Source organism: Paradevosia shaoguanensis (genome assembly GCF_016801025.1).
Classification (GTDB): domain Bacteria; phylum Pseudomonadota; class Alphaproteobacteria; order Rhizobiales; family Devosiaceae; genus Paradevosia; species Paradevosia shaoguanensis.
The window spans coordinates 1883637-1903589 of record NZ_CP068983.1 but is presented as its reverse complement, the minus strand read 5'-3'; the positions used below and the strand labels follow the sequence as shown (position 1 = coordinate 1903589).

Annotated in this window: 27 protein-coding genes; 7 read left to right on the top strand and 20 right to left on the bottom strand. The window is 62.6% G+C overall.

The window, feature by feature from the left end; all coding sequences use genetic code 11:
- Positions 1-41 precede the first annotated feature (41 nt).
- From JNE37_RS09010 to JNE37_RS08975, 8 genes are all read right to left on the bottom strand, one after another.
- Positions 42-263 carry a hypothetical protein gene (locus tag JNE37_RS09010; RefSeq protein ID WP_035034036.1) on the bottom strand — a complete coding sequence of 74 codons (222 nt, stop codon included), beginning with the start codon at positions 261-263 and terminating at the stop codon, positions 42-44.
- Between the two features lie 32 nt (positions 264-295).
- Entirely contained in the window at positions 296-1078 is a 783-nt protein-coding gene (locus JNE37_RS09005; RefSeq protein ID WP_203066010.1) for a succinate dehydrogenase iron-sulfur subunit, read from the bottom strand.
- Positions 1079-1101: 23 nt separating this feature from the next.
- Positions 1102-1356 carry a hypothetical protein gene (locus tag JNE37_RS09000; protein ID WP_203066009.1) on the bottom strand — a complete coding sequence of 85 codons (255 nt, stop codon included), beginning with the start codon at positions 1354-1356 and terminating at the stop codon, positions 1102-1104.
- Positions 1357-1391: 35 nt separating this feature from the next.
- Positions 1392-1823, bottom strand: coding sequence for a DUF3052 domain-containing protein (locus JNE37_RS08995; protein WP_203066008.1), 432 nt, complete (start codon positions 1821-1823; stop codon positions 1392-1394).
- A gap of 12 nt (positions 1824-1835) precedes the next feature.
- Positions 1836-3647, bottom strand: coding sequence for a succinate dehydrogenase flavoprotein subunit (gene sdhA / locus JNE37_RS08990; protein ID WP_203066007.1), 1812 nt, complete (start codon positions 3645-3647; stop codon positions 1836-1838).
- 6 nt (positions 3648-3653) lie between these two features.
- Positions 3654-4034 (bottom strand): succinate dehydrogenase, hydrophobic membrane anchor protein, encoded by a 381-nt coding sequence (sdhD, locus tag JNE37_RS08985; protein WP_052152111.1) that lies wholly within the window; start codon positions 4032-4034, stop codon positions 3654-3656.
- A 2-nt stretch (positions 4035-4036) separates the two neighbouring features.
- Entirely contained in the window at positions 4037-4426 is a 390-nt protein-coding gene (sdhC, locus tag JNE37_RS08980) for a succinate dehydrogenase, cytochrome b556 subunit (protein ID WP_035089984.1), read from the bottom strand.
- A gap of 221 nt (positions 4427-4647) precedes the next feature.
- A complete protein-coding gene (locus tag JNE37_RS08975) occupies positions 4648-5025 on the bottom strand; it encodes a hypothetical protein (protein ID WP_203066006.1) in 378 nt (125 codons plus the stop codon).
- A gap of 175 nt (positions 5026-5200) precedes the next feature.
- Between JNE37_RS08975 and JNE37_RS08970 the strand changes: the two genes are divergently transcribed.
- Positions 5201-5788 carry an NUDIX domain-containing protein gene (locus JNE37_RS08970; RefSeq protein WP_203066005.1) on the top strand — a complete coding sequence of 196 codons (588 nt, stop codon included), beginning with the start codon at positions 5201-5203 and terminating at the stop codon, positions 5786-5788.
- On the opposite strand, the gene JNE37_RS08965 is transcribed toward JNE37_RS08970, so the two are convergent.
- Positions 5785-5994 carry a DUF1737 domain-containing protein gene (locus JNE37_RS08965; protein WP_035034008.1) on the bottom strand — a complete coding sequence of 70 codons (210 nt, stop codon included), beginning with the start codon at positions 5992-5994 and terminating at the stop codon, positions 5785-5787. The two genes, JNE37_RS08970 and JNE37_RS08965, sit on opposite strands and share 4 nt — an antisense overlap.
- Positions 5995-6053: 59 nt before the next feature.
- Between JNE37_RS08965 and JNE37_RS08960 the strand changes: the two genes are divergently transcribed.
- The 3 genes from JNE37_RS08960 (at position 6054) to JNE37_RS08950 (ending at position 7806) form a co-directional block, all read left to right on the top strand.
- Positions 6054-6695: a carbonic anhydrase gene (locus JNE37_RS08960; RefSeq protein WP_035089989.1), complete on the top strand. Its 642-nt coding sequence runs from the start codon at positions 6054-6056 to the stop codon at positions 6693-6695.
- A 151-nt stretch (positions 6696-6846) separates the two neighbouring features.
- The gene (locus JNE37_RS08955) at positions 6847-7092 is read left to right on the top strand and encodes an EF-hand domain-containing protein (RefSeq protein WP_203066004.1); all 246 of its coding nucleotides are present in this window, start codon (positions 6847-6849) and stop codon (positions 7090-7092) included.
- A gap of 477 nt (positions 7093-7569) precedes the next feature.
- A complete protein-coding gene (locus JNE37_RS08950) occupies positions 7570-7806 on the top strand; it encodes an EF-hand domain-containing protein (RefSeq protein WP_035034000.1) in 237 nt (78 codons plus the stop codon).
- A 49-nt stretch (positions 7807-7855) separates the two neighbouring features.
- On the opposite strand, the gene JNE37_RS08945 is transcribed toward JNE37_RS08950, so the two are convergent.
- Positions 7856-8737 (bottom strand): EamA family transporter, encoded by an 882-nt coding sequence (locus tag JNE37_RS08945; protein ID WP_203066003.1) that lies wholly within the window; start codon positions 8735-8737, stop codon positions 7856-7858.
- 79 nt (positions 8738-8816) lie between these two features.
- Complete coding sequence (locus JNE37_RS08940; RefSeq protein WP_035033995.1) at positions 8817-9860, bottom strand: aspartate-semialdehyde dehydrogenase; 1044 nt, start codon at positions 9858-9860, stop codon at positions 8817-8819.
- A 321-nt stretch (positions 9861-10181) separates the two neighbouring features.
- On the opposite strand from JNE37_RS08940, the gene JNE37_RS08935 reads away from it, so the two are divergent.
- Positions 10182-11372, top strand: a complete 1191-nt coding sequence (locus JNE37_RS08935; protein ID WP_203066002.1) for a BaiN/RdsA family NAD(P)/FAD-dependent oxidoreductase — start codon at positions 10182-10184, stop codon at positions 11370-11372.
- An 8-nt stretch (positions 11373-11380) separates the two neighbouring features.
- Here the strand turns inward: JNE37_RS08935 and JNE37_RS08930 are convergent, their stop codons facing one another.
- Positions 11381-11941 (bottom strand): acyloxyacyl hydrolase, encoded by a 561-nt coding sequence (locus tag JNE37_RS08930; protein ID WP_160176265.1) that lies wholly within the window; start codon positions 11939-11941, stop codon positions 11381-11383.
- 68 nt (positions 11942-12009) lie between these two features.
- Positions 12010-12534: an acyloxyacyl hydrolase gene (locus JNE37_RS08925; RefSeq protein WP_182398989.1), complete on the bottom strand. Its 525-nt coding sequence runs from the start codon at positions 12532-12534 to the stop codon at positions 12010-12012.
- Positions 12535-12726: 192 nt separating this feature from the next.
- On the opposite strand from JNE37_RS08925, the gene JNE37_RS08920 reads away from it, so the two are divergent.
- The gene (locus tag JNE37_RS08920; RefSeq protein ID WP_203066001.1) at positions 12727-13737 is read left to right on the top strand and encodes an LLM class flavin-dependent oxidoreductase; all 1011 of its coding nucleotides are present in this window, start codon (positions 12727-12729) and stop codon (positions 13735-13737) included.
- A gap of 54 nt (positions 13738-13791) precedes the next feature.
- Here the strand turns inward: JNE37_RS08920 and leuB are convergent, their stop codons facing one another.
- Both leuB and JNE37_RS08910 read right to left on the bottom strand, forming a co-directional pair.
- The gene (leuB, locus tag JNE37_RS08915) at positions 13792-14892 is read right to left on the bottom strand and encodes a 3-isopropylmalate dehydrogenase (RefSeq protein ID WP_203066000.1); all 1101 of its coding nucleotides are present in this window, start codon (positions 14890-14892) and stop codon (positions 13792-13794) included.
- A gap of 114 nt (positions 14893-15006) precedes the next feature.
- On the bottom strand, positions 15007-16272 hold the full coding sequence (locus JNE37_RS08910; RefSeq protein ID WP_203065999.1) for a Glu/Leu/Phe/Val family dehydrogenase: 1266 nt from the start codon (positions 16270-16272) through the stop codon (positions 15007-15009).
- A gap of 185 nt (positions 16273-16457) precedes the next feature.
- Here JNE37_RS08910 and JNE37_RS08905 point away from each other — a divergent pair, with 185 nt between their 5' ends.
- Complete coding sequence (locus tag JNE37_RS08905) at positions 16458-16841, top strand: GreA/GreB family elongation factor (RefSeq protein WP_052152115.1); 384 nt, start codon at positions 16458-16460, stop codon at positions 16839-16841.
- 1 nt (position 16842) lies between these two features.
- Here the strand turns inward: JNE37_RS08905 and JNE37_RS08900 are convergent, their stop codons facing one another.
- From JNE37_RS08900 to JNE37_RS08880, 5 genes are all read right to left on the bottom strand, one after another.
- The gene (locus JNE37_RS08900; RefSeq protein ID WP_203065998.1) at positions 16843-17349 is read right to left on the bottom strand and encodes a GNAT family N-acetyltransferase; all 507 of its coding nucleotides are present in this window, start codon (positions 17347-17349) and stop codon (positions 16843-16845) included.
- 13 nt (positions 17350-17362) lie between these two features.
- Positions 17363-17752 (bottom strand): RidA family protein, encoded by a 390-nt coding sequence (locus JNE37_RS08895; RefSeq protein WP_203065997.1) that lies wholly within the window; start codon positions 17750-17752, stop codon positions 17363-17365.
- A gap of 11 nt (positions 17753-17763) precedes the next feature.
- The gene (leuD, locus tag JNE37_RS08890; protein ID WP_035033979.1) at positions 17764-18369 is read right to left on the bottom strand and encodes a 3-isopropylmalate dehydratase small subunit; all 606 of its coding nucleotides are present in this window, start codon (positions 18367-18369) and stop codon (positions 17764-17766) included.
- Between the two features lie 12 nt (positions 18370-18381).
- Positions 18382-19332, bottom strand: a complete 951-nt coding sequence (gene argC, locus JNE37_RS08885; protein ID WP_203065996.1) for an N-acetyl-gamma-glutamyl-phosphate reductase — start codon at positions 19330-19332, stop codon at positions 18382-18384.
- Between the two features lie 103 nt (positions 19333-19435).
- A complete protein-coding gene (locus tag JNE37_RS08880; protein ID WP_035033975.1) occupies positions 19436-19900 on the bottom strand; it encodes an SRPBCC family protein in 465 nt (154 codons plus the stop codon).
- Positions 19901-19953: the final 53 nt, after the last annotated feature.

The following is a 19953-nucleotide window of genomic DNA, read 5'->3' as shown; positions in this document are numbered from 1 at the left end:
GCTGAACGGACGGCCTGTCAGCGCAGATTCTGCCAGCCGGACTAGACATCCATTTCGCGCAGGAGGTCCTCGGCCAGCACCTTGGCGTCGCGCATTTCTTCCTCGGGGACGAGGATGGGAATGCCACGGGGACCGACGACGCCGGGCAGGCCCGGCAAGCCATCCTCACCGCTTTCGAGCGGGTGGAAGCCATGCGCCTTGAGCGCGGTGATGAGGACCCGCGCCATCGACGGGTCCTGCACATGGGCAATGGTTTCGAACACGCGACGCGCTCCCTCGGCTTTCGCGAGAAAGCTTAGGCGCTAACCCGCCGCTCGACCATCATCTTCTTGATCTCGGCGATCGCCTTGGCCGGGTTGAGGCCCTTGGGGCAGGTTTTCGAGCAGTTCATGATGGTGTGGCAGCGATAGAGCTTGAACGGGTCCTCGAGATTGTCCAGCCGCTCCTCGGTGGCCTCGTCGCGGCTGTCGATGAGCCAGCGATAGGCCTGGAGCAGGATGGCCGGCCCCAGATACTTTTCGCCATTCCACCAATAGGACGGGCACGAGGTCGAGCAGCAGGCGCACAGGATGCATTCATAGAGCCCGTCGAGCTTGGCGCGCTCGGGCTTGGACTGCAGCCATTCGGTCTTCGGCGTCGGCGAGGTGGTCTTGAGCCAGGGCTCGATCGAACGGTGCTGGGCGTAGAACGTGGTGAGGTCGGGCACCAGGTCCTTGACCACCGGCATATGTGGCAGCGGGTAGATCTTGATGGCGCCCTTGATCTCGTCCATGCCCTTGGTGCAGGCGAGGGTGTTGAAGCCATCGATATTCATGGCGCAGGACCCACAGATGCCTTCACGGCAGGAGCGGCGCAGCGTCAGGGTGGGATCGACCTTGTTCTTGATCCAGAGCAGGCCGTCCAGGATCATCGGGCCGCAATCCTTGGTGTCGACCCAATAGGTGTCGACGCGCGGGTTCTCCCCGCTATCGGGATCGTAGCGATAGACACGGTATTCGCGCAGGGCCGAGCTGTCCGGCTTCGGCCAGGTTTTTCCGGGCTTGATCTGGGAGTTCTTCGGAAGCGTCAGCTGGACCATTTCGGTGTCCTAAATCGCAAAAGTCAGTAGTTCGGCTTGCAGATCTGGTTGGAGCGAGCGACGTAGTCGTTCCATTCCTTCTGCACGTCTTGGGGTGCATTGCCTGCGCCCTTCATGCCGGCGATGACGTAGCCCATCATGCGCTCGTCGATGAGCTTCATGGCAGCATCGGCCTTGCAGGTACAAAGAGCATTGTCCTGCGAGATGCCGACGCACACCTTGGTGAACTCGGCCTTCTGCGCCGCGGTAGGCGCGCCTGCCAGGGCCGTCCCGGTCATGGCCAGCAACAAACCCAGAATTGTCCCAAAAAACTTCACCGCAATTCCTTCCGGATAACGAGTTTGAGCCCCGACCAGACGGCATCGACCGCGGCCACTTTCACGTCCACCAGCCCCACCGGCAACAGCACCTCGCGGATCACGTCCTCGGTGATGTCCGTGGGCACCTTGCTGGCCTTTTTGGGCCAGGAAATCCACACCATGCCGTCGCGCCTGATGGCATTCAGAAACGGTTTCGCCCCGTCCTCAAGCACGGCGCGGGAGGCGGTAAAGCCGTGGACGAAATCAAAATCCTCGGCGTCGGCCAGGCCATCCCAGCCGCTGCGGCGGACTTCGGCAAAATTCCGCGCCTCCGCCAGCGGGCTCAGGCTCTCGGGCAGATCGAGAAACAGCACCCGCTGCCCGTCCTTGAGCCCCAGTTTCTGGGCCAGCGGCGTGCCGGAATATCCAACGGGTGCGAGCGACACGGCCGGCTTCCCTTAATAGACGCGCGCCTTGGGCGCGATCTTCTTCAAGGGGATGCCGCCTTCGCTTTCAGGCGTCAGCGGATCGACATGCACTGGGCGATAGTCGAGGCTGACCGCGCCCGTATCGGTGTCGATCAGCGAGAGCGTATGCTTGCGCCACTCGACGTCGTCGCGGTTCGGGAAATCCTCGCGGGCATGGGCGCCGCGGCTTTCCTTGCGGGCCTCGGCCGACACCACCGTCACCATGGCATTGGCCATGAGGTTTTCGAGTTCGAGCGTTTCGACGAGATCGGAATTCCAGATCATCGAGCGATCGGTGACCTGGATATCCTTGAGCTGGCCATAGACCTCGCCCATGCGCTTGACGCCTTGCTGCAGCGTCTCGCCGGTGCGGAAGACGGCGGCGTCTTCCTGCATGGTGCGCTGCATCTTTTCGCGCAGGTCTGCGGTCGGAGCATGGCCCTTGGCGTAGCGCAGGCGATCGAAGCGGGCGAGGATCTTTTCGTCCTGGGCACGGTTGATGCCGGGGATCGGCGCGGCGCGGTCGATGACTTTTCCCGCGCGCAAAGCGGCGGCGCGGCCGAAGACCACGAGGTCGGTGAGCGAATTGGAGCCCAGGCGATTGGCGCCATGCACCGAGGCGCAGGCGGCTTCGCCGGCGGCCATCAGGCCCGGCACCACGCTGTCGAAGGCGCCCGGCGCCGGGTTCAGCACTTCGCCGTGATAGTTCGTGGGAATGCCGCCCATATTGTAGTGCACGGTCGGCAGCACCGGAATGGGATCGCGGGTGAGGTCGACGCCGGCAAAGATTTTGGCGCTCTCGGTGATGCCCGGCAGGCGCTCATGCAGCACTGCGGGATCGAGATGATCGAGGTGAAGGAAAATATGATCCTTCTTGGGGCCCACGCCCCTGCCCTCGCGGATTTCGAGCGTCATGCAGCGCGAGACGACGTCGCGCGAGGCCAGGTCCTTGGCATTGGGGGCGTAGCGCTCCATGAAGCGCTCGCCTTCCGAATTGACCAGATACCCGCCTTCGCCGCGCGCGCCCTCGGTGATGAGGACGCCGGCGCCATAGATACCGGTGGGGTGGAACTGCACGAATTCCATGTCCTGGAGCGGCAGGCCGGCGCGAGCCACCATGCCATTGCCGTCGCCGGTGCAGGTATGGGCCGAAGTCGCCGAGAAATAGGAGCGGCCATAGCCGCCGGTGGCCAGCACCACCATTTTGGCGCGGAAGCGGTGGAGGGTGCCATCGTCGAGCTTCCAGGCCATGATGCCCTGGCAGACGCCGTCATCGCTCATGATGAGGTCGAGGGCGAAATATTCGATGAAGAACTGCGCATTGTGGCGCAGTGACTGGCCGTAAAGCGTGTGGAGGATGGCGTGGCCGGTCCGGTCGGCGGCGGCGCAGGTGCGCTGCACCGGCGGGCCATCGCCGAATTCGGTCATGTGGCCGCCGAACGGACGCTGATAGATTTTTCCTTCTTCCGTGCGCGAGAAGGGCACGCCGTAATGCTCGAGCTCATAGACGGCGGCGGGCGCCTCGCGCGCCAGATATTCCATGGCGTCGTTGTCGCCGAGCCAGTCCGAACCCTTGACGGTATCGTACATGTGCCATTGCCAGCTGTCGGGCCCCATATTCTGGAGCGAGGCGGCAATGCCGCCCTGGGCGGCCACGGTATGGGAGCGCGTCGGGAAGACCTTGGTGACACAGGCGGTATTGAGGCCCTGTTCGGCCATTCCGAGCGTGGCGCGCAGGCCCGCGCCGCCGGCACCGACAACCACGACGTCGAACTCGTGGTCGATGATTTCATAAGCCGTCATCAGGCACTAACCCCAGATAGCGATCTTGGCGATGGCGATGACGCCGATCAGGGCGATCGCCAGGCAGAACAGGTTGTTGAGCAGCATGGTCAGCGAATGCAGGCGCGGCTCGACGACATAATCCTCGATGACTTCCTGCATGCCGATGCGCATGTGGACGCAGACATTGACCACCAGCAGCGCGCTCAGGATAGCGACGAACGGATTGCCGACGACCGCGAGCATTTCGGCCCGCTCGGCTCCGGCAAGGTTCACCACCAGCCAGATGAAGAAGATCGTGAACAAGATGTTGAGCGCGCCGGTAAGGCGCTGCGTGATGAAATGGCGGGTGGCCAGCTTGCCCGAGCCGTAATGGCTTTTGGGATCGGAAATGACGCTTCTATCCATCTTTACCCCCGGAACCAGACGAAGACGGCCCAGACGATAAGCGTCAGGATTACCGACAAGATGAGATTGGCCCAGGCGATTGCCTCGCGCTGGCCGGGCTCGAGCCCGTGGATCGAATCCCAGATGAAATGGCGAATGCCGCCGAAGAGATGCTGGAAGAGCGCCCAGGTGGCGAGGAACAGCACGAGCTGGCCGAACCAGCTGCCGTAAACGAAATTCACCAGTGAGAGCGGCCCCTCGCCCATGGCGGCGGCGGCGAACCAGGCGACGAGCAGAATCGTTCCGGCATAGAGCGCCAGGCCGGTGCCGCGCTGGACGATCGACATCGCCATCGTAATGGTGAAGCGGTAGATTTGAAGATGCGGAGAAAGGGGGCGCGGACGCGTAGTCATGAAGCCTCGCTCGGAGCGCGGCCGGGGAGTTGGCCGATGCAGTCTGGAACGGTTCGAGACTTCTAGTACCCTCGCGGGCGTTCGTCAAAGCCTCCTATGTCCGTCTTAGGTCTAACCTATGAAGGAGTGATGGAGGCAAGCGGCGCGATAGCCTGAAAAGAGGTGCAATCGGGCGCAGGTTCGCTTGCGCGACCTGCCCCGAAAGCACGTGGCCCCACGGCCTATTTGTTGTTGAGCGGCAGATTGGGATTTTGAAAGCCACCGCCACCACCCTTCTTGCCCGGCACATCGCCGCCGGAATCGCCGACCGCCACCGCGTCGGGCATGCCGATCAGGCGATAGACGGACTGAAGGCGATTGCCCTCCCAGGTGCAATCGGCGCGAATCGAATCGAACTCGCAGACCACGGCTACATCCAGCGTCCTGCAGATTGTACCATTCTCGACGAGCGCCAGCAGGCCGCCCCGCTGGGCGCAGCGGTTCTCGAAGGTCTTGGACGAAAGGACCGTCGACTGGGTGCCGGCCTGCACAGCGGTAGTAGTCAGACCTGCCCCGCTCACGACGATAGTGGCAAGGGTAACGAGGGTAAGAATTCGCATTCGGTGTTCTCCATTTTCCTCGGCACCCCGGCATGGGGCGCTCGCAATGGAGCGCTGTCTAAAAGGCCTTCGCCGAACGCGGTCTGAACCCGGCATTTAGCTTTCGTTCAGCCAGGAGTTGAACATCGCGCCGCTTTTGGCCTAGCTGCGCGCACGCCATGGAGGCCGCACGCAATTGTCTCAAGACATCAAGATACTTTCGGAAAAGACTCTGGCCGATGCCTGGGGAAAGCTCAGCGAGACCCGGCTCGAAATGCGCCGGCGCGACGGGACCTGGCAGGAAGTCTCTCGCGAGGTCTATGACCATGGCAGCGCCGCAGCGGTGCTGCTCTGCGATCCGGCAGCGGGTAATATCATCCTCACTCGTCAGTTCCGCTATCCACCGTTCCGCAACGGCGATCCCGGCTGGCTGATCGAAGCCTGCGCGGGCCTCCTGGACAGCGACACGCCGGAAGCCTGCGCCCGTCGCGAGGCGGAGGAGGAAACCGGCTACCGCCCCGATTCCCTCACCCATGCCTTTGCCGCCTATGCCAGCCCCGGCTCGCTGACCGAGAAGGTCGAATGCTTCATCGGGCTTTATGGTCCCGATTCGCGCATGTCGGATGGCGGTGGCCTCCACCACGAGGGCGAGGACATCGAGGTGCTCGAAATGCCGTTTGCGGAGGGACTGGCGATGATTCGGGACGGCCGCATCGTCGATGCCAAGACCATCATGCTGCTTCAGCACGCGGCGCTTTCCGGCATCTTCGCGAGCAACCGCTAGACGTAGTCGGTCAGCTTGCGATCGGGGTCATAGGGCTGGTCGGCGACCTCCCTGGTAACGGCCTGCCCGCACTTCATTTTCATGGTCGCGCCATCGAAGGCGTAGCTGGGCGAGCCATGCAATTGCCAGCCTTCGGACAGGGCTTTCGTGACCTTGTGGCAGAAGGCGGACGTGTCTTCGCCGGTCAGAAATCGATAAATCAGCATAGTTGCCTCGCGCACGATTACGATTGATCCGGCCGCTACTTACCGCTAATCCAACCGCCATGCATCGTTTTCCCGAGTTCTTGCTCAAGGGCTATTCCAACTTCATGGCGGGCCGCTATGCCCGTGAAGAGGAACGCTATCGGGACTTGGCCAAAGAAGGCCAAAACCCCTCGGCCATGATCGTGGCCTGCTGCGACAGCCGCTCCGCACCCGAAACCATTTTCGACTGCGGGCCCGGCGAACTTTTCGTCCTGCGTAACATCGCCAATCTCGTGCCGCCCTACCAGCCGGACGCGAACCTGCACGGCACTTCGGCGGCGATCGAATTCGCGGTCAAGCAGCTCGAGATCAAAGATCTCATCATCATGGGGCATGGACGGTGCGGCGGTATCCACGCCGCGCTCAACCCCGACAGCGTCGCGATCCGCAAGTCGGACTTCGTGGGCAATTGGGTGAAGCTGCTCAACCCAGTGGCCGAACAGGTCAACGGCAATTCCTGGATGACAGAAGGCGAGCGGCGCACTGCGCTCGAGCGCATCTCGATCCGCCACTCGATCTACAACCTGCGCACCTTCCCCTTCATCAAGAAGCGCGAAGACGAGGGTCAACTGGCTCTCCATGGCGCCTGGTTCGACATTTCGACCGGCGAACTCTGGGTGATGGACCCCGACACGGGCGATTTCGAGCGCCCCGACGCCTAAGTCAGAGGCAGGTTTCAGCACGTTTTGTTGAATGACGTGGGGCAACGGCCCCGCGCCGGGCACGTTCTGCCCCTGTGGTCCAAAGAGACCGCTCGCACCAGCCGACCTCCCTCGGCGGTGCAAACAATCAGCAAGACAAGAGGTTAGAGCCATGAAAAAGCTTCTGCTGATAACGGCAGCTGCCATTACGCTCAGTGCTGGCGGCGCCCTTGCTCAAAACACCCCCGACTTTGCGACCACCGACGGCGACAAGAGCGGCGAAGTTACGCTCTCCGAGCTGATCCTGCGCTATCCCGACGTGAGCGAGGCGCAGTTCAATACTGCTGACGCCGACAAGAGCGGCGGCCTCAATGAGAAGGAATTTCTCATGGTCGTGACGCCGAATACGGAAGCGTGAACGAGCACGACAGTAGCGACAACAAGGATGCCGCGACGCCTACGCCGCCGCCGGCACAGTAATGCGGCAATAGCCGCACTCACCCGAGCAATGGCTGCGCCCTCCTGGGCGCGGCCGGCAAGACCGAATGAGCCTCCCGGATGTCATTCGGGGGGCCGTCTTCGTTCACGCGCGCGTGATTTCTGTGTGACTGACACGATCGAGAAACGCTCTCGCCACAAGCTTTGTGCGGGGCGCGCATTTGTGCTGCATTAAAGACCTTATTGGCCGGAAGTACTGCGCTAACCTGCTGAAATAACGGTACAAAATCGCCCGACAGCGAGTCATGAAAATATCTTAATCTTTTCGCTGTTCCGCCGCGATTTAAGCCTTTCGAGGTCACATTCACCGATCACGATTTGCTCACGGTTCGCAGGGAGCGGCCGTCGGTTGCGTCTGACGCGACTGTCTACAATCCAAAACACAGGGACTTTTCCCATGAAGAAGATCCTCATCTCGGTTGCTGCTCTGGCCCTCGCTACCTCGGGTGCCTTCGCTCAGAACACCGTCGACATCAAGACCGTTGACACCGACGGCAATGGCACGGTTTCCCTCGCCGAAGCCCAGGCTGTCTGGAAGGATCTGACCGAAGACGCTTTCAAGGCTGCCGACGCGGATGCTTCCGGCGAGCTCTCGGCCGAAGAACTGGCCACCCTGCCGGCTCCCGCTCAGTAAGCGCTTTAGCCGAAAAGCAAATGAGGCCGTCCTTCGGGGCGGCCTTCTTTTATTGGGCCGGCGCCAAGCGCGAAAACAGGCGCGGCCCGAAGACATTGAGCAGCAGCCCGGCAAAGACCAGCGCACTGCCGGCAAGCTCGAGCCCGCTGAGCGGCTCTCCCAGGATCAGCACGGCGCTGCCGATTCCCACCACCGGCACCAGCAGTGAAAACGGCGCCACCAAGCTCGCCGGATAGCGGCCGAGCAGATAGCTCCAGAGCCCATAGCCCATAAGCGTAGCGCAATAGCCCAGGAACGCGATCGAGCCGATCGTCCGCAGGCTCATATGGGTCAGCCCCGCCAGCATGGCATCAGGCCCCTCCACGAGGAACGACAGCGCCAGGAGCGGCAGCGGCGGGATGAGGCTCGCCCAGACCACGAAGGCGAACATGTCGATGCGGCCGGCCTTCTTGGTGGCGATGTTGGAAACGCCCCAGAAGAAAGCTGCGGCAATGGTCATGAGCAGCGGCACAAGCGCAGCGCCGTCGAAGCGCTCGAAGGCTATGACGCCGATACCCAGAAACGCGATGAGGGCGCCCACGAGCTGGGCGGGACGAGGCCGTTCGCCGAGGAAGACCACCGCGAGGGCAATGGTGAAAAAGGCCTGCACCTGCATCACGAGCGAGGAAAGCCCTGCCGGCATGCCCAGGCCGATGGCCGAGAACAGGAGACCAAACTGCAGGACACCCACCGCCAGCCCATAGGTGAGCAGGATCGGGAAGGCGACCTTGGGCGGGCGCACGAAGAAAACCGCCGGCAACGCCGCCGCGAGATAGCGCAGCGCCGAGAGGAAGAGCGGCGGCATCTCTTCGACGCCCCATTTGATGGCGACGAAATTGACGCCCCAGACCACGACGACCACAAGGGCCAGCAGGGTATCGCGCAGGGACATTAAAACTGCTCCGGCCGGAAGGACAAAAAGGACGGGGCCCGCTTGGGGCCCCGTTTATTGGTCTATGTCGGCGCGTCCGTCAGGCGGCAGCGGCCTTGGCGGCCAGCCCGCGCTCGATGAGCGTTTCGGCGATCTGGATGGCGTTGAGCGCAGCGCCCTTGCGCAGGTTGTCCGAGACGATCCAGAGATCGAGACCATTCTCGATGGTCACGTCCTCGCGGATACGCGAGACATAGGTGTCGTATTCACCCACCGACTCGATCGGGGTGGCGTAGCCGCCCGGCTCGCGCTTGTCGATGACCGAGACACCCGGCGCATCGCGCAGGATCGCTCGGGCCTCGTCGGCCGTGATCTGGTTTTCGAACTCGATATTGACCGCTTCGGAATGGCCGACAAAGACCGGCACGCGCACGCAGGTGGCGGTGACCTTGATCTTGGGGTCGACGATCTTCTTGGTCTCGGCCGTCATCTTCCACTCTTCCTTCGTGTAGCCGTCTTCCATGAACACATCGATGTGGGGAATGACGTTGAAGGCGATCTGCTTGGAGAACTTGGAGGGAGTCGGCGTATCGTTGACGAAGATGCCCTTGGTCTGCGCCCAGAGCTCGTCCATGCCTTCCTTGCCGGCGCCCGAGACCGACTGGTAGGTCGAGACCACGACGCGCTTGATCTTGGCAGCGTCATGGAGCGGCTTGAGCACCACAACCATCTGTGCCGTCGAGCAATTGGGATTGGCGATGATGTTGTTGCGCTTCGGATTGGCCAAGAACGCGTCGAGCGCCTGCGGATTCACTTCGGGAACCACCAGCGGCACGTCCGAGTGGTAGCGCCAGAAGCTCGAATTATCGATGACGATGGCGCCGGCAGCACCGATCCGCGGCGCCCATTCCTTGGAAACGGAGGAGCCGGCCGACATGAACGCGAAGTCCACGCCGGAGAAATCAAAAGTCTCAAGATCCTTGCACTTGAGTACGCGGTCCCCATAGGAGACCTCCCGGCCGATGGAGCGTGAGGACGCCAGCGCGACGACTTCGTCGGCGGGGAACTTGCGCTCGGCCAGGATATTGAGCATCTCGCGGCCCACATTACCCGTGGCTCCGACGACTGCGACACGATAACCCATGGGACTTCCGGTCCTTTTGCCTGTCTTACCCCCGCGCGGCACCGCCGCGGCCCATAAGGCTACTTGCCTCTCCCCGGCGGGAGACGGCCCGGGGAAAGGTCTAGGCGGTTTTGGTAGTTTTCGAGGTTTTCGGGAGGATGCGCATGGAACCGCACGGGCTTGCACCCGTGATCTCGATCTCCAGCTTTTCAATCTTGCCGCGCATCTATGCGACCATCCATCGAACCGAAGACGCCTACATACGCTCAATTGGCAAAGAGTCAATGAAGCCGTGCGCGATGGCGCCTTGCGCTTTGCCGGCAAAACCCGCAATGAGGCATCATGAGCCAATACGACATCGTCATCCTGGGCGCCGGCGCAGCCGGCATGATGGCCGCCATCGAGGCGGGCAAGCGCGGGCGCAAGGTCCTGATCGTCGATCACGCCGCCGATCCGGGCGAAAAGATCCGCATTTCGGGCGGCGGACGCTGCAACTTCACCAATGTCAACGCCACCACGACCACGGGACGCGAGCGCTTCCTGTCGCAGAACCCACGCTTCGCCCTGTCGGCGCTCTCGCGCTACACACCCGAGCACTTCATCGCCCTGGTCAAAAGCTACGGCATCGCCTTCCACGAAAAGACGCTGGGCCAGCTCTTCTGCGATGGCCCCTCGACGCAGATCATCAACCTGCTGGTCCAGGAAATGGCGGGGGCCGGCGTGGTCCTCAAGCTTAAGTCGAGCGTCGAGCGGGTCGAAAAGGCCGAGACCGGTTTCTCGCTCGTACTGTCCGACGAGGCGGTGCGCTGTGAAAAGCTGATCGTGGCAACGGGCGGCAAGTCCATTCCCAAGATGGGCGCGACCAGCCTCGGCTATCAGCTCGCCGGCCAGTTCGGCCTGCGGGTGACCGAGACCCGGCCGGCCCTGGTGCCGCTGACCTTTGCCGAGCAGGTGCTCGCTCCGCTCAAGGAATTATCGGGCGTTTCGACCAATGCCGTGGTCTCGCATGGCAAGACACGGTTCGAGGAAGCACTGCTCTTCACCCACCGCGGACTTTCGGGGCCGGCGATCCTGCAGATTTCGAGCTATTGGCGCGAAGGCGACGCGATCGTCGTGGACCTGCTGCCGGATTTCGACCTGCGCGAGGCCCTGCGCCGTGCACGCAAGGACACGCCCAAGCTCGCCATACAGACCGTGCTCGCGGCGCATCTGCCCAAGCGCCTCGCCCAACTCCTCGGCGAGGAACTGGACCTGCCCGGCATCGTCGGGGATTTTTCGGATGCCAAGTTCGACAAGGTCGTGGCGGCGGTCAAGACATGGACGCTCAAGCCCGTGGGCTCGGAAGGCTATCGCACGGCGGAGGTGACGCTGGGCGGGGTCGATACGCGCGACCTCGACGCTAAGACCCTGGAAGCGCGCGGCGTTCCCGGACTCCACTTCATCGGCGAGGTGGTGGACGTGACGGGCTGGCTCGGCGGTTACAATTTCCAGTGGGCCTGGGCCTCGGGCTTCGTTGCCGGACAGGTGGCGTAAGTCAAAACTCAGAACTTGAAGCCGATGCGAAGGCCGATATTGCTCAGGCCGTCGTTATAGGGGCAATAGCCGTTATTGGACGTGTGCTCATAGGTGAGCGTCATCGTGGCTGACGGTGAGAGATTGGCGCCGACCCCGAAGGATTCGTAAAAGCCGATACGGCAGCCAAAGCGTCGCGACGGCATTTCGGTTTCGCCCAGCGAGCCGGTATTGATGGCTGCACCGAACCCGGCTTCGACATAGAAGGTATCGCCCAGCGGCACCTGCCAGAGAAGGCCGGCATGGGCGATGGAATCGAGCCCCTGCATGCTCACCGTCGCCCCGATACGCGGCCGCGGCGAGCCGATCCAGCGGAAAGCGTCGAGATCGGGCGAGCGGAAGATGGCATCAAACGAAAGATCGGTAATGCCGTTGAAGCGGTAATTCTCCGAGGTAAAGGGCAGGAAGCCGTTGTAGGCATCGTGCGCGGCAACGCCGACACGCACTTCGGACAGCCCGAAAGTCTGCGCCTGCGCCGGAGCGCAGCACAGGGCCAACCCGGCCAGAAATGCCCATAACCTCTTCACCATAGCACTCTCTGCCGTCCGCATACCGGCAAGGGATCGAACGATTCCGGCTTTTTCGGGCCGAGTCGTTCCTAGAACTTGAAGCCGAGCCTTACGCCCACATTGGTCAGCCCGCGATTATCCGGGCCGCACAGGCCTGCATGGGAGGCGTGTTCGGCCGTCACCATGATCGAGGCATTATTGGTCAGGTTCGCGCCAAGGCTCACCGATTCATGGAACAGCACCGGGCAGCCGAGGCTGCGCATCGGATCGACCGCATTGTGCAATTCACCATTGTGGATGGCGCCACCGAAGGCACCTTCCACGAAGAACGTGCTGCCGAGCGGCACTGTCCAGGAGAGGCCAGCATAAGCCATCGACTCGCGGCCACCCATATTGATGGTGGCGCCGACATGCGGACGGACCTGGCCGAGCCAGATGAAGCTGTCCAGTTGCGGGAGGGAGAAGAGCGCCTCGAAGTTCACGTCTTCGATGCGGTTGAGGTGCACACCATCAGCGCCATCGACGCTGTGGCCATAGATGCCACCTCGCAACTCCAGGCCGCCCAGCGCCTGGGCGCTGGCGGGAGTTGCAACCGAAACACTCAACAACAACAAGAACGCAACTGCAAAACGGTGAAGCATGACCTGCCCCAGTAATGTTGGCGCAATGAAGACCTGCTCGGGACGATCTGTCAAATGCATCAGGTACCTGGCCGGGCGATTCGACGACGAGTGAGGCTTTCGGGTTGCTCTTCATCGGCAAATGCCGATATATGAGCCAATAGTTCAACAATCATTGAACCCTTCATGGCCCCCATCATTCCCCTCTCCCTGCTGGATCTCGCGCCGATCGCCGAAGGCACCTCCACCGCCGATGCGCTGGCACAGACTGTGCGCTTCGCCCAGACCGGCGAGAAGCTCGGCTACACGCGCCTCTGGTATGCCGAGCACCACGGCATGCCGTCGATCGCCTCCTCGGCTCCAGACATCCTCATCGCCAGCGCCGGCGCCCATACCTCCGCCATTCGCGTCGGCTCGGGCGGCGTGATGCTGCCCAACCATGTGCCGCTGCGCGTCGCCGAGGATTTTCGCACGCTCGAAGGGCTCTACCCGGGCCGCATCGACCTTGGGATCGGACGAGCGGGCGGCAGCGACGGGCGTACACTCCAGGCGCTGCGCTCGTTCGGTGGCGAGCATTTTTCCGAGCAACTGGCCGAACTTCTGGCTTTCGACACGGACGGCTTTCCGCAGGGGCATCCCTTCGGAGCCGTTCGCGTCGTGCCGGACAATATCGGGCTGCCCCCGATCTGGCTCCTGGGCTCAAGCGGCGCCAGCGCGCTTGCGGCCGGTCAGATGGGCATGGGCTATGCCTTTGCCGCCCATTTCTCGGCCACGCCACCCAAGCCGGCATTCGACGCCTATCGCCAGGGCTTCGTGCCGTCGGCGCAATTTCCCGAGCCGCATACCATCGTCTGCGTCTCCGTCGTCTGCGCGCCCACCGACGAGGAAGCGCAGTTCCTGTCAGGCTCGCAGGAGCTGAGCTGGGCGCTCTTCCATTCGGGGCAGGTGCGCAAGCTCGTGGCGCCCGAGGAAGCCGCAGCGCATGACTATACGCCGGGCGAAAGGGCCATCATCGAGAACCAGCGCCCACTCTGGATCGTGGGTTCGCCCGAAACGGTCAAGCGCAAGATACTCGAAAAGATCGAGGGCACTGGCGCAAGCGAAGTGATGATCGCGACGACCATGTATAGTTATGAGCTGCGCCTGCGCAGTATCGAGCTCGTCGCCAACGCGTTCGGCATCGAACCACGCGCCTGAAAAAAGCGTGGGACACCACCGGCCCCACGCTCCAAATTCAAAGGTCCAAAAGAATCAGGCGGCAAGCTTCTTGAGGATTGCCGCGCCCATTTCTTCGGTACCGATGGTCTTCTTGCCTTCCTGGGCGATATCGCCGGTGCGCAGGCCGTCGGCGAGGACGGCAGCAATGGCCGCTTCCAGCTTGTCGGCCAATTCGATCATGTTGAACGAATAGCGCAGGGCCATGGCGAAGCTCGCGATCATGGCGATCGGGTTGGCAATGCCCTTGCCGGCAATGTCGGGAGCCGAGCCGTGGACAGGCTCATAGAGCGCCTTGCGCTTGCCGGTGGCCTTGTCGGGCGCGCCGAGCGAGGCGGAGGGCAGCATGCCCAGGGAGCCGGTGAGCATGGCCGCTGCGTCCGAAAGGATGTCGCCGAAGAGATTGTCGGTGACCATGACGTCGAACTGTTTGGGATTGCGCACGAGCTGCATGGCGGCGTTGTCGGCCAGGATGTGCTCATACTTGATGCCCGGGAAATCCTTAGCGACGCCGGCAACGACTTCGCTCCAGAGCACGCCCGACTTCATGACGTTGCGCTTGTCGGCCATGTGGACCTTCTTGCCGCGCGTGCCGGCGAGGTCGAAGGCGACGCGCGCGATGCGGTCGATCTCGTAGGTCTCGTAGACCTGGGTATCGACGGCGCGCTTCTGGCCATTGCCGAGATCGGTGATCTCCTTGGGCTCGCCGAAGTAGACGCCGCCGGTGAGCTCGCGCACGATGAGGATATCAAGGCCTTCGACCAGCTCGCGCTTGAGCGAGGAGGCGTCGGCGAGGGCCGGGTAGCAGATGGCGGGACGCAGGTTGGCGAAGAGGCCGAGATCCTTGCGCAGACGCAGCAGGCCAGCCTCCGGACGGACGTCATAGCCGACATTGTCCCACTTGGGACCGCCCACGGCGCCGAAGATCACGGCATCGGCCTTGAGCGCCTTGGCCATATCCTCTTCGGAAATCGCCGCACCGTATTTGTCGTAGGCGCAGCCGCCGACCAGGCCCTTGTCAGTGGCGAAATCGGTCTTGCCGTTGGCATTGAGCCAGGCAATGAGCTTTTCGACTTCGGCCATGATTTCGGTGCCGATGCCGTCGCCGGGCAGGAGGAAGAGGTTCTGGGTGGCCATGGGCGGATAGTCCTCGGGGAATTTCGGTGAGGCTAGTTACAGCGATGGGGGCCTGCCGGGCAAGACCGGCAGGCCCCCATCGCGTTCGGCAGAGGCGACTTTTATGTCGCCGACTCAGCTCGCGAAGAAGGACTGCGTGCCGTGAGCCTCGATCGCGGTAGAAAGACGCGACAGCGCGTGGATGTAGGCGGCAGTACGCGCAGTGACCTTGCGGTCGCGCGCAATGGTCCAGACGGCGCGGCCTTCGCGCTCCATGATCTTCTTCAGGCGCGCATGGATTTCCTCGAGGTCCCAGTAATAGCCCTGGCGGTTCTGCACCCACTCGAAATAGGAAACGGTGACGCCGCCGGCATTGGCGAGGATATCGGGTAGGACCACGATGCCACGTTCTTCGAGAATCTTGTCGGCGTCCGGGGTGATCGGGCCATTGGCAAGCTCGAGGATGACCTTGGCCTTAATCGAGCGGACATTGGACGTGGTGATCATGTCCTCGAGCGCGGCCGGAACCAGCAGCTCGCATTCGACGCCCAGGAGATCGTCGGCCGGGATGACCTTGGCGCCGAGCGATTCTGCGAGCACGGTGACGGACTGACCGGCGTTCTTGCCGGCGAGGAGCTTTTCGACGTCGAGACCACCCGGAGCGTGGATGGCGCCCGAGGAATCGGAGACCGCCACGATCTTGTGGCCATCGCCTGCGGCGAGCTTGGCATAGAACTGGCCGGCATTGCCGAAGCCTTGGATGGCAATGCGCATGCCTTCGCCCAGGCCCAGCTCCTGCGCCAGGTGGCGGACGAGGTAGTAGCCGCCGCGCGCGGTGGCGTCGTTACGGCCGAGCGAACCACCCAGCGCAATCGGCTTGCCGGTGATGACAGCGGGAGAAACGCTGCCCACGATCTGGCTGTATTCGTCGGCCATCCAGCCCATGATCATGGCGTTGGTATAGACGTCGGGCGCCGGGATATCACGGTCCGGACCGACGACGCTGGCAAAGGCCTGCATATAGGCGCGCGACAGGCGCTCGAGTTCGCTCTTGGAAAGCGTACGCGGATCGACCCGCACGGCGCCCTTGCCGCCGCCATAGGGCAGATCCATCACGGCGCACTTGAAGGTCATCCAGAAGGCAAGCGTCTCGACTTCCTCGACCGTGGAATCGGGATGGAAGCGGATGCCGCCCTTGGTGGGGCCGCGGGTGTCGTCATAGCGGCAGCGCCAGGCCAGGAACGACTTGCGCGAGCCGTCGTCCATGCGGATCATCAGCCGCATCTTGGTGGTTTCGCGCGGGTATTTGAGTTTTTCGATGACGTCCGGATCGATCTGCAAATGGCTCGCAGCCGCCTCAAGGCGGACAAGAGCACGGTCTAGCAAGCTATCATCGCTCATCGGAAAACCCTCGCTTCTGATGATGCCTTAAGCATCATGCGCATTTTTGAGGCGGAATACGTGACACATCACGCGGGTTAGGGCAATAAGGCTGACGCAATTTGCGCAACGTCTGTGCAATTGGCCTATTGACGCATCAGGGCGTGAGCCTAAAGTTGCGGGAAGCCAATCTCCCGAGACGTGAATTGCTGGCCTCCCTTCCGCTGCCGGACATCCTCATCAACACCGACGACTTCAACCGCGTCATGCTGCTGGCTGAGCGGGTAAGCGATCGGCTGCCCTATGTGTCGTCCTATCTGGTGCGCGAACTCAATCGCGCCGAAGTCTGCCAGCCATGGGACCCCGCAGGCGTATCGATGGGCCAGCGGGTGCGATTCCGGCTCGACGACGAACCCATCCAGCGACTGGGCCGGCTGACCTATCCGCGCGGCATGGTTCCCGCAAAGGGCGACGTGCCAATCCTGGGCGGGATCGGGGCGGCGCTGATCGGGATGCACCGCAATTCTACGATCGAATGGATGGATAACGGCCGACTGCGCACGCTGACGGTGCTCGATTTCGGCTGGTAGCCTAGAGGCGCCTGGTCATCCAAAGCACCAGATCGTCGTCGACAGGCACGCTTGAACCCGGTGCAACCGGATGCTCACGGTAGGTGATGCCGCGACCATCAGGCCGATAGCCGAGCTTCGGATAGAGCCGCTGCGCGGCGCCATAATCGGCATAAAGGCCCACGCCAATGCCGATCACCGGCCCGCCCGCCAATCGCGCCCGTAGTTCCAATGCCGCAATGAGCTGAGAGGCGACCCCCTGCCTGCGCTCGGCGGCAGCAACGACCAGATTGTTGATTTCGGGAATACCCTCGCCTTTGAACGGAGGATAGGTGGAGACCCGGATCAGCGAGCCATAGGCGAGAATGGCATCGCCGCGGACAGCCAGGAGAACATCACGCCCGCCGCGGCTCTGCTCCTCCAGGTAGCGCTCCCAGAGCAGCGGATTGGAATTCCAGGCTGGGCCACCGTCGACTTCGGCAATGCGCGCCTGATCTCCAGCCTCAAGATCGCGAATGGCAATGGCCATGGGACCGGCGCGCCTAGCTCTTGCCAGCGCCAATCCGCGCGGTGACCTCGATCTCGATCTTCATCGCCTCTTCGATCATCTGGGCGATGACCATGGTGGCAGCCGGACGGATGTCCTTGAAGACGGGACCGACGGCGGCGACGACGTCACTCACATAGGCGCGGTCGCCGACATAATAGGTGACGCGAACGACGTCGGAAATGTCCGAACCAAGGTCGGAGAGCGCCTTGGCGATGGTGCGGAGTGCGTTGGCCGCTTGCGTGCCAACGTCCTCGGGCATGGTCATGGTCGCGTAGTCGTAGCCCGTGGTGCCTGAGACATAGACGCTGTCTTCATGCCGCACGGCGCGGCAATAGCCGAAAGTCGCTTCGAAGGGCGATCCGGTCGAGACGCGCTGCACCACGATAGGCAGCCTTAGACCCAGGGGCGCTCGGACGCCATCTTGCCTTCGAAACCGCCGATCCGCGTCTCGCTCTTGAGCGTGGTGGCGATGTCATCGAGCCCTTCCAGCAGGACATGCTTGCGGGCGGGGTCGATGTCGAAATGCAGGGTGCCGCCATCCGGTCCCTTGATGGTCTGCGACTCAAGGTCAATCGTAAGAGTAGCGTTCGAACCGCGCTCGGCATCATCGAGCAGCAGCGCCAACTCTTCCGGCTTCACCACGATCGGCAGGATGCCGTTCTTGAAGCAATTATTGTAGAAGATGTCGGCAAAGCTGGTGGAGATGACGCAGCGGATACCGAAATCGAGCAGCGCCCAGGGCGCATGCTCGCGGCTGGAGCCGCAGCCGAAATTGTCGCCGGCAATGATGACCTTGGCCTGGCGGTAAGCCGGCTTGTTGAGCACGAAATCCGGGTTCTCGGTGCCGTCTTCGTTGTAGCGCATCTCCGAAAAGAGCGCGGTACCCAAGCCGGTACGCTTGATGGTTTTGAGGTACTGCTTGGGGATGATCATATCGGTATCGATATTGATGATCGGCATCGGCGCGGCAACGCCGGTCAGCGAGGTGAACTTGTCCATTCGCCCTTACTCCTAAGCAGCAAGGCTGGTGGCCGCATCGACCCCCAGCATGAGATTGAGGTTTTGCACGGCCGCGCCCGAGGCGCCCTTGCCCAGATTATCGTAGACAGCCACCAGGATCGCCTGGGCCTTGTCATCATTGGCGAAGACGTGGAGCCGCATGCGGTTGGTGTTATTGTAGCTTTCGGGATCGAGCTCGCCCGTGCGCTCGAGATCAGCGAGCGGAGCCACTTCCACGAAGCTGCCTTCGAGCCCGGCATAATAATCGGCAATGGCGGCATGGAGCTGGGTAGCTTTGGGCACCGAACCGAGAATGCCAAGCTGCAGCGGAACCGCCACGAGCATACCCTGCGAGAAATTGCCGACGGCCGGCATGAAGAGCGGCACGCGGCTGAGCTCTGCATATTTCTGCATTTCGGGCAGATGCTTGTGCTTGAGCGTCAGGCCATAGGGCATGAATTCGGGCGCATCCTCGCCCTTGCCGACATAATCCTCGATCATGGCGCGGCCGCCGCCGGAATAACCGGTGACGCCGTTGACGGTGATCGGGAAATCGGCGGGCAGGAGACCCGCTTCCACCAGCGGCCGAAGCATGGCGATCGGACCCTGCGGCCAGCAGCCGGGATTGCAGACGCGCTTGGCGTCGGCGATGATTCCGGCCTGGTCGCGCGTCATTTCGGCAAAGCCATAGGCCCAACCTTCGGCCACGCGGTGGGCGGTCGATGCGTCGATGACCTTGGTCGTGTTGTTGGTGATGAGGCTCACGCTCTCCTTGGCCGCATCGTCCGGCAGGCAGAGGATGGCGACATCGGCCGCATTCAGCAGCTCGGCGCGGGCGGCAATGTCCTTGCGGCGCTCGGTGGGAATGGAGAGCAATTCGATATCGCGGCGGCCGGCAAGTCGCTCGCGGATCTGCAGACCCGTCGTACCCGCTTCGCCGTCGATGAAAACCTTTGCGACCATTCTACTGTCTCCGCCTGGAGCTGCCCCCGTTTCGCGGGAAACGCTCCGTTGAACGCAACCGGAAAAGATGCGCCGGTCTCAATGAACCACACTGGAAGTTAGGTCAAGAACCGCATTGGTCAAGCTCTTGCGCGATTGCCGTAAGCATCCGCGCCCAGCTGCGTTCGGTGCGCTCAAGATAGGCCGCCCAGACGGCATCCATCTCATGGTAGAGCGTAGCCACGCAGCCCTCGTCGGAGGGCTCGAGAACGATGGTGACGAGGGAGCGGTCCGCAGCTTCTTCCTCGGGCGACGTCCACCAGGTAAAGGCAAGCCGATGCGGCGCATCGATCACGCGGTATTCGCCCCAATGCAGCGCCTCGCCCTGCGCCCGCTTGTCGGAGAAGGCGAAGCGGCCGCCGACCTCAGCATCGATCTCGACGCGCATCATCTCGCCGGGCAAGCCGGCTTCGACCAGTGACCGCGCCATCCAGGCACGTACGAGGTCGGGCTCGAGCCAGGCGTTGAACACCGCCTCGGGTGGATGCGAAAGCCGCTGTGTCACCTTGGCTTCAATGCTTGCGCTCATCTGTCCCTCCGACCGGCAGCGAACCGAACCGCAATTGACGGGCGCGAGTCAAT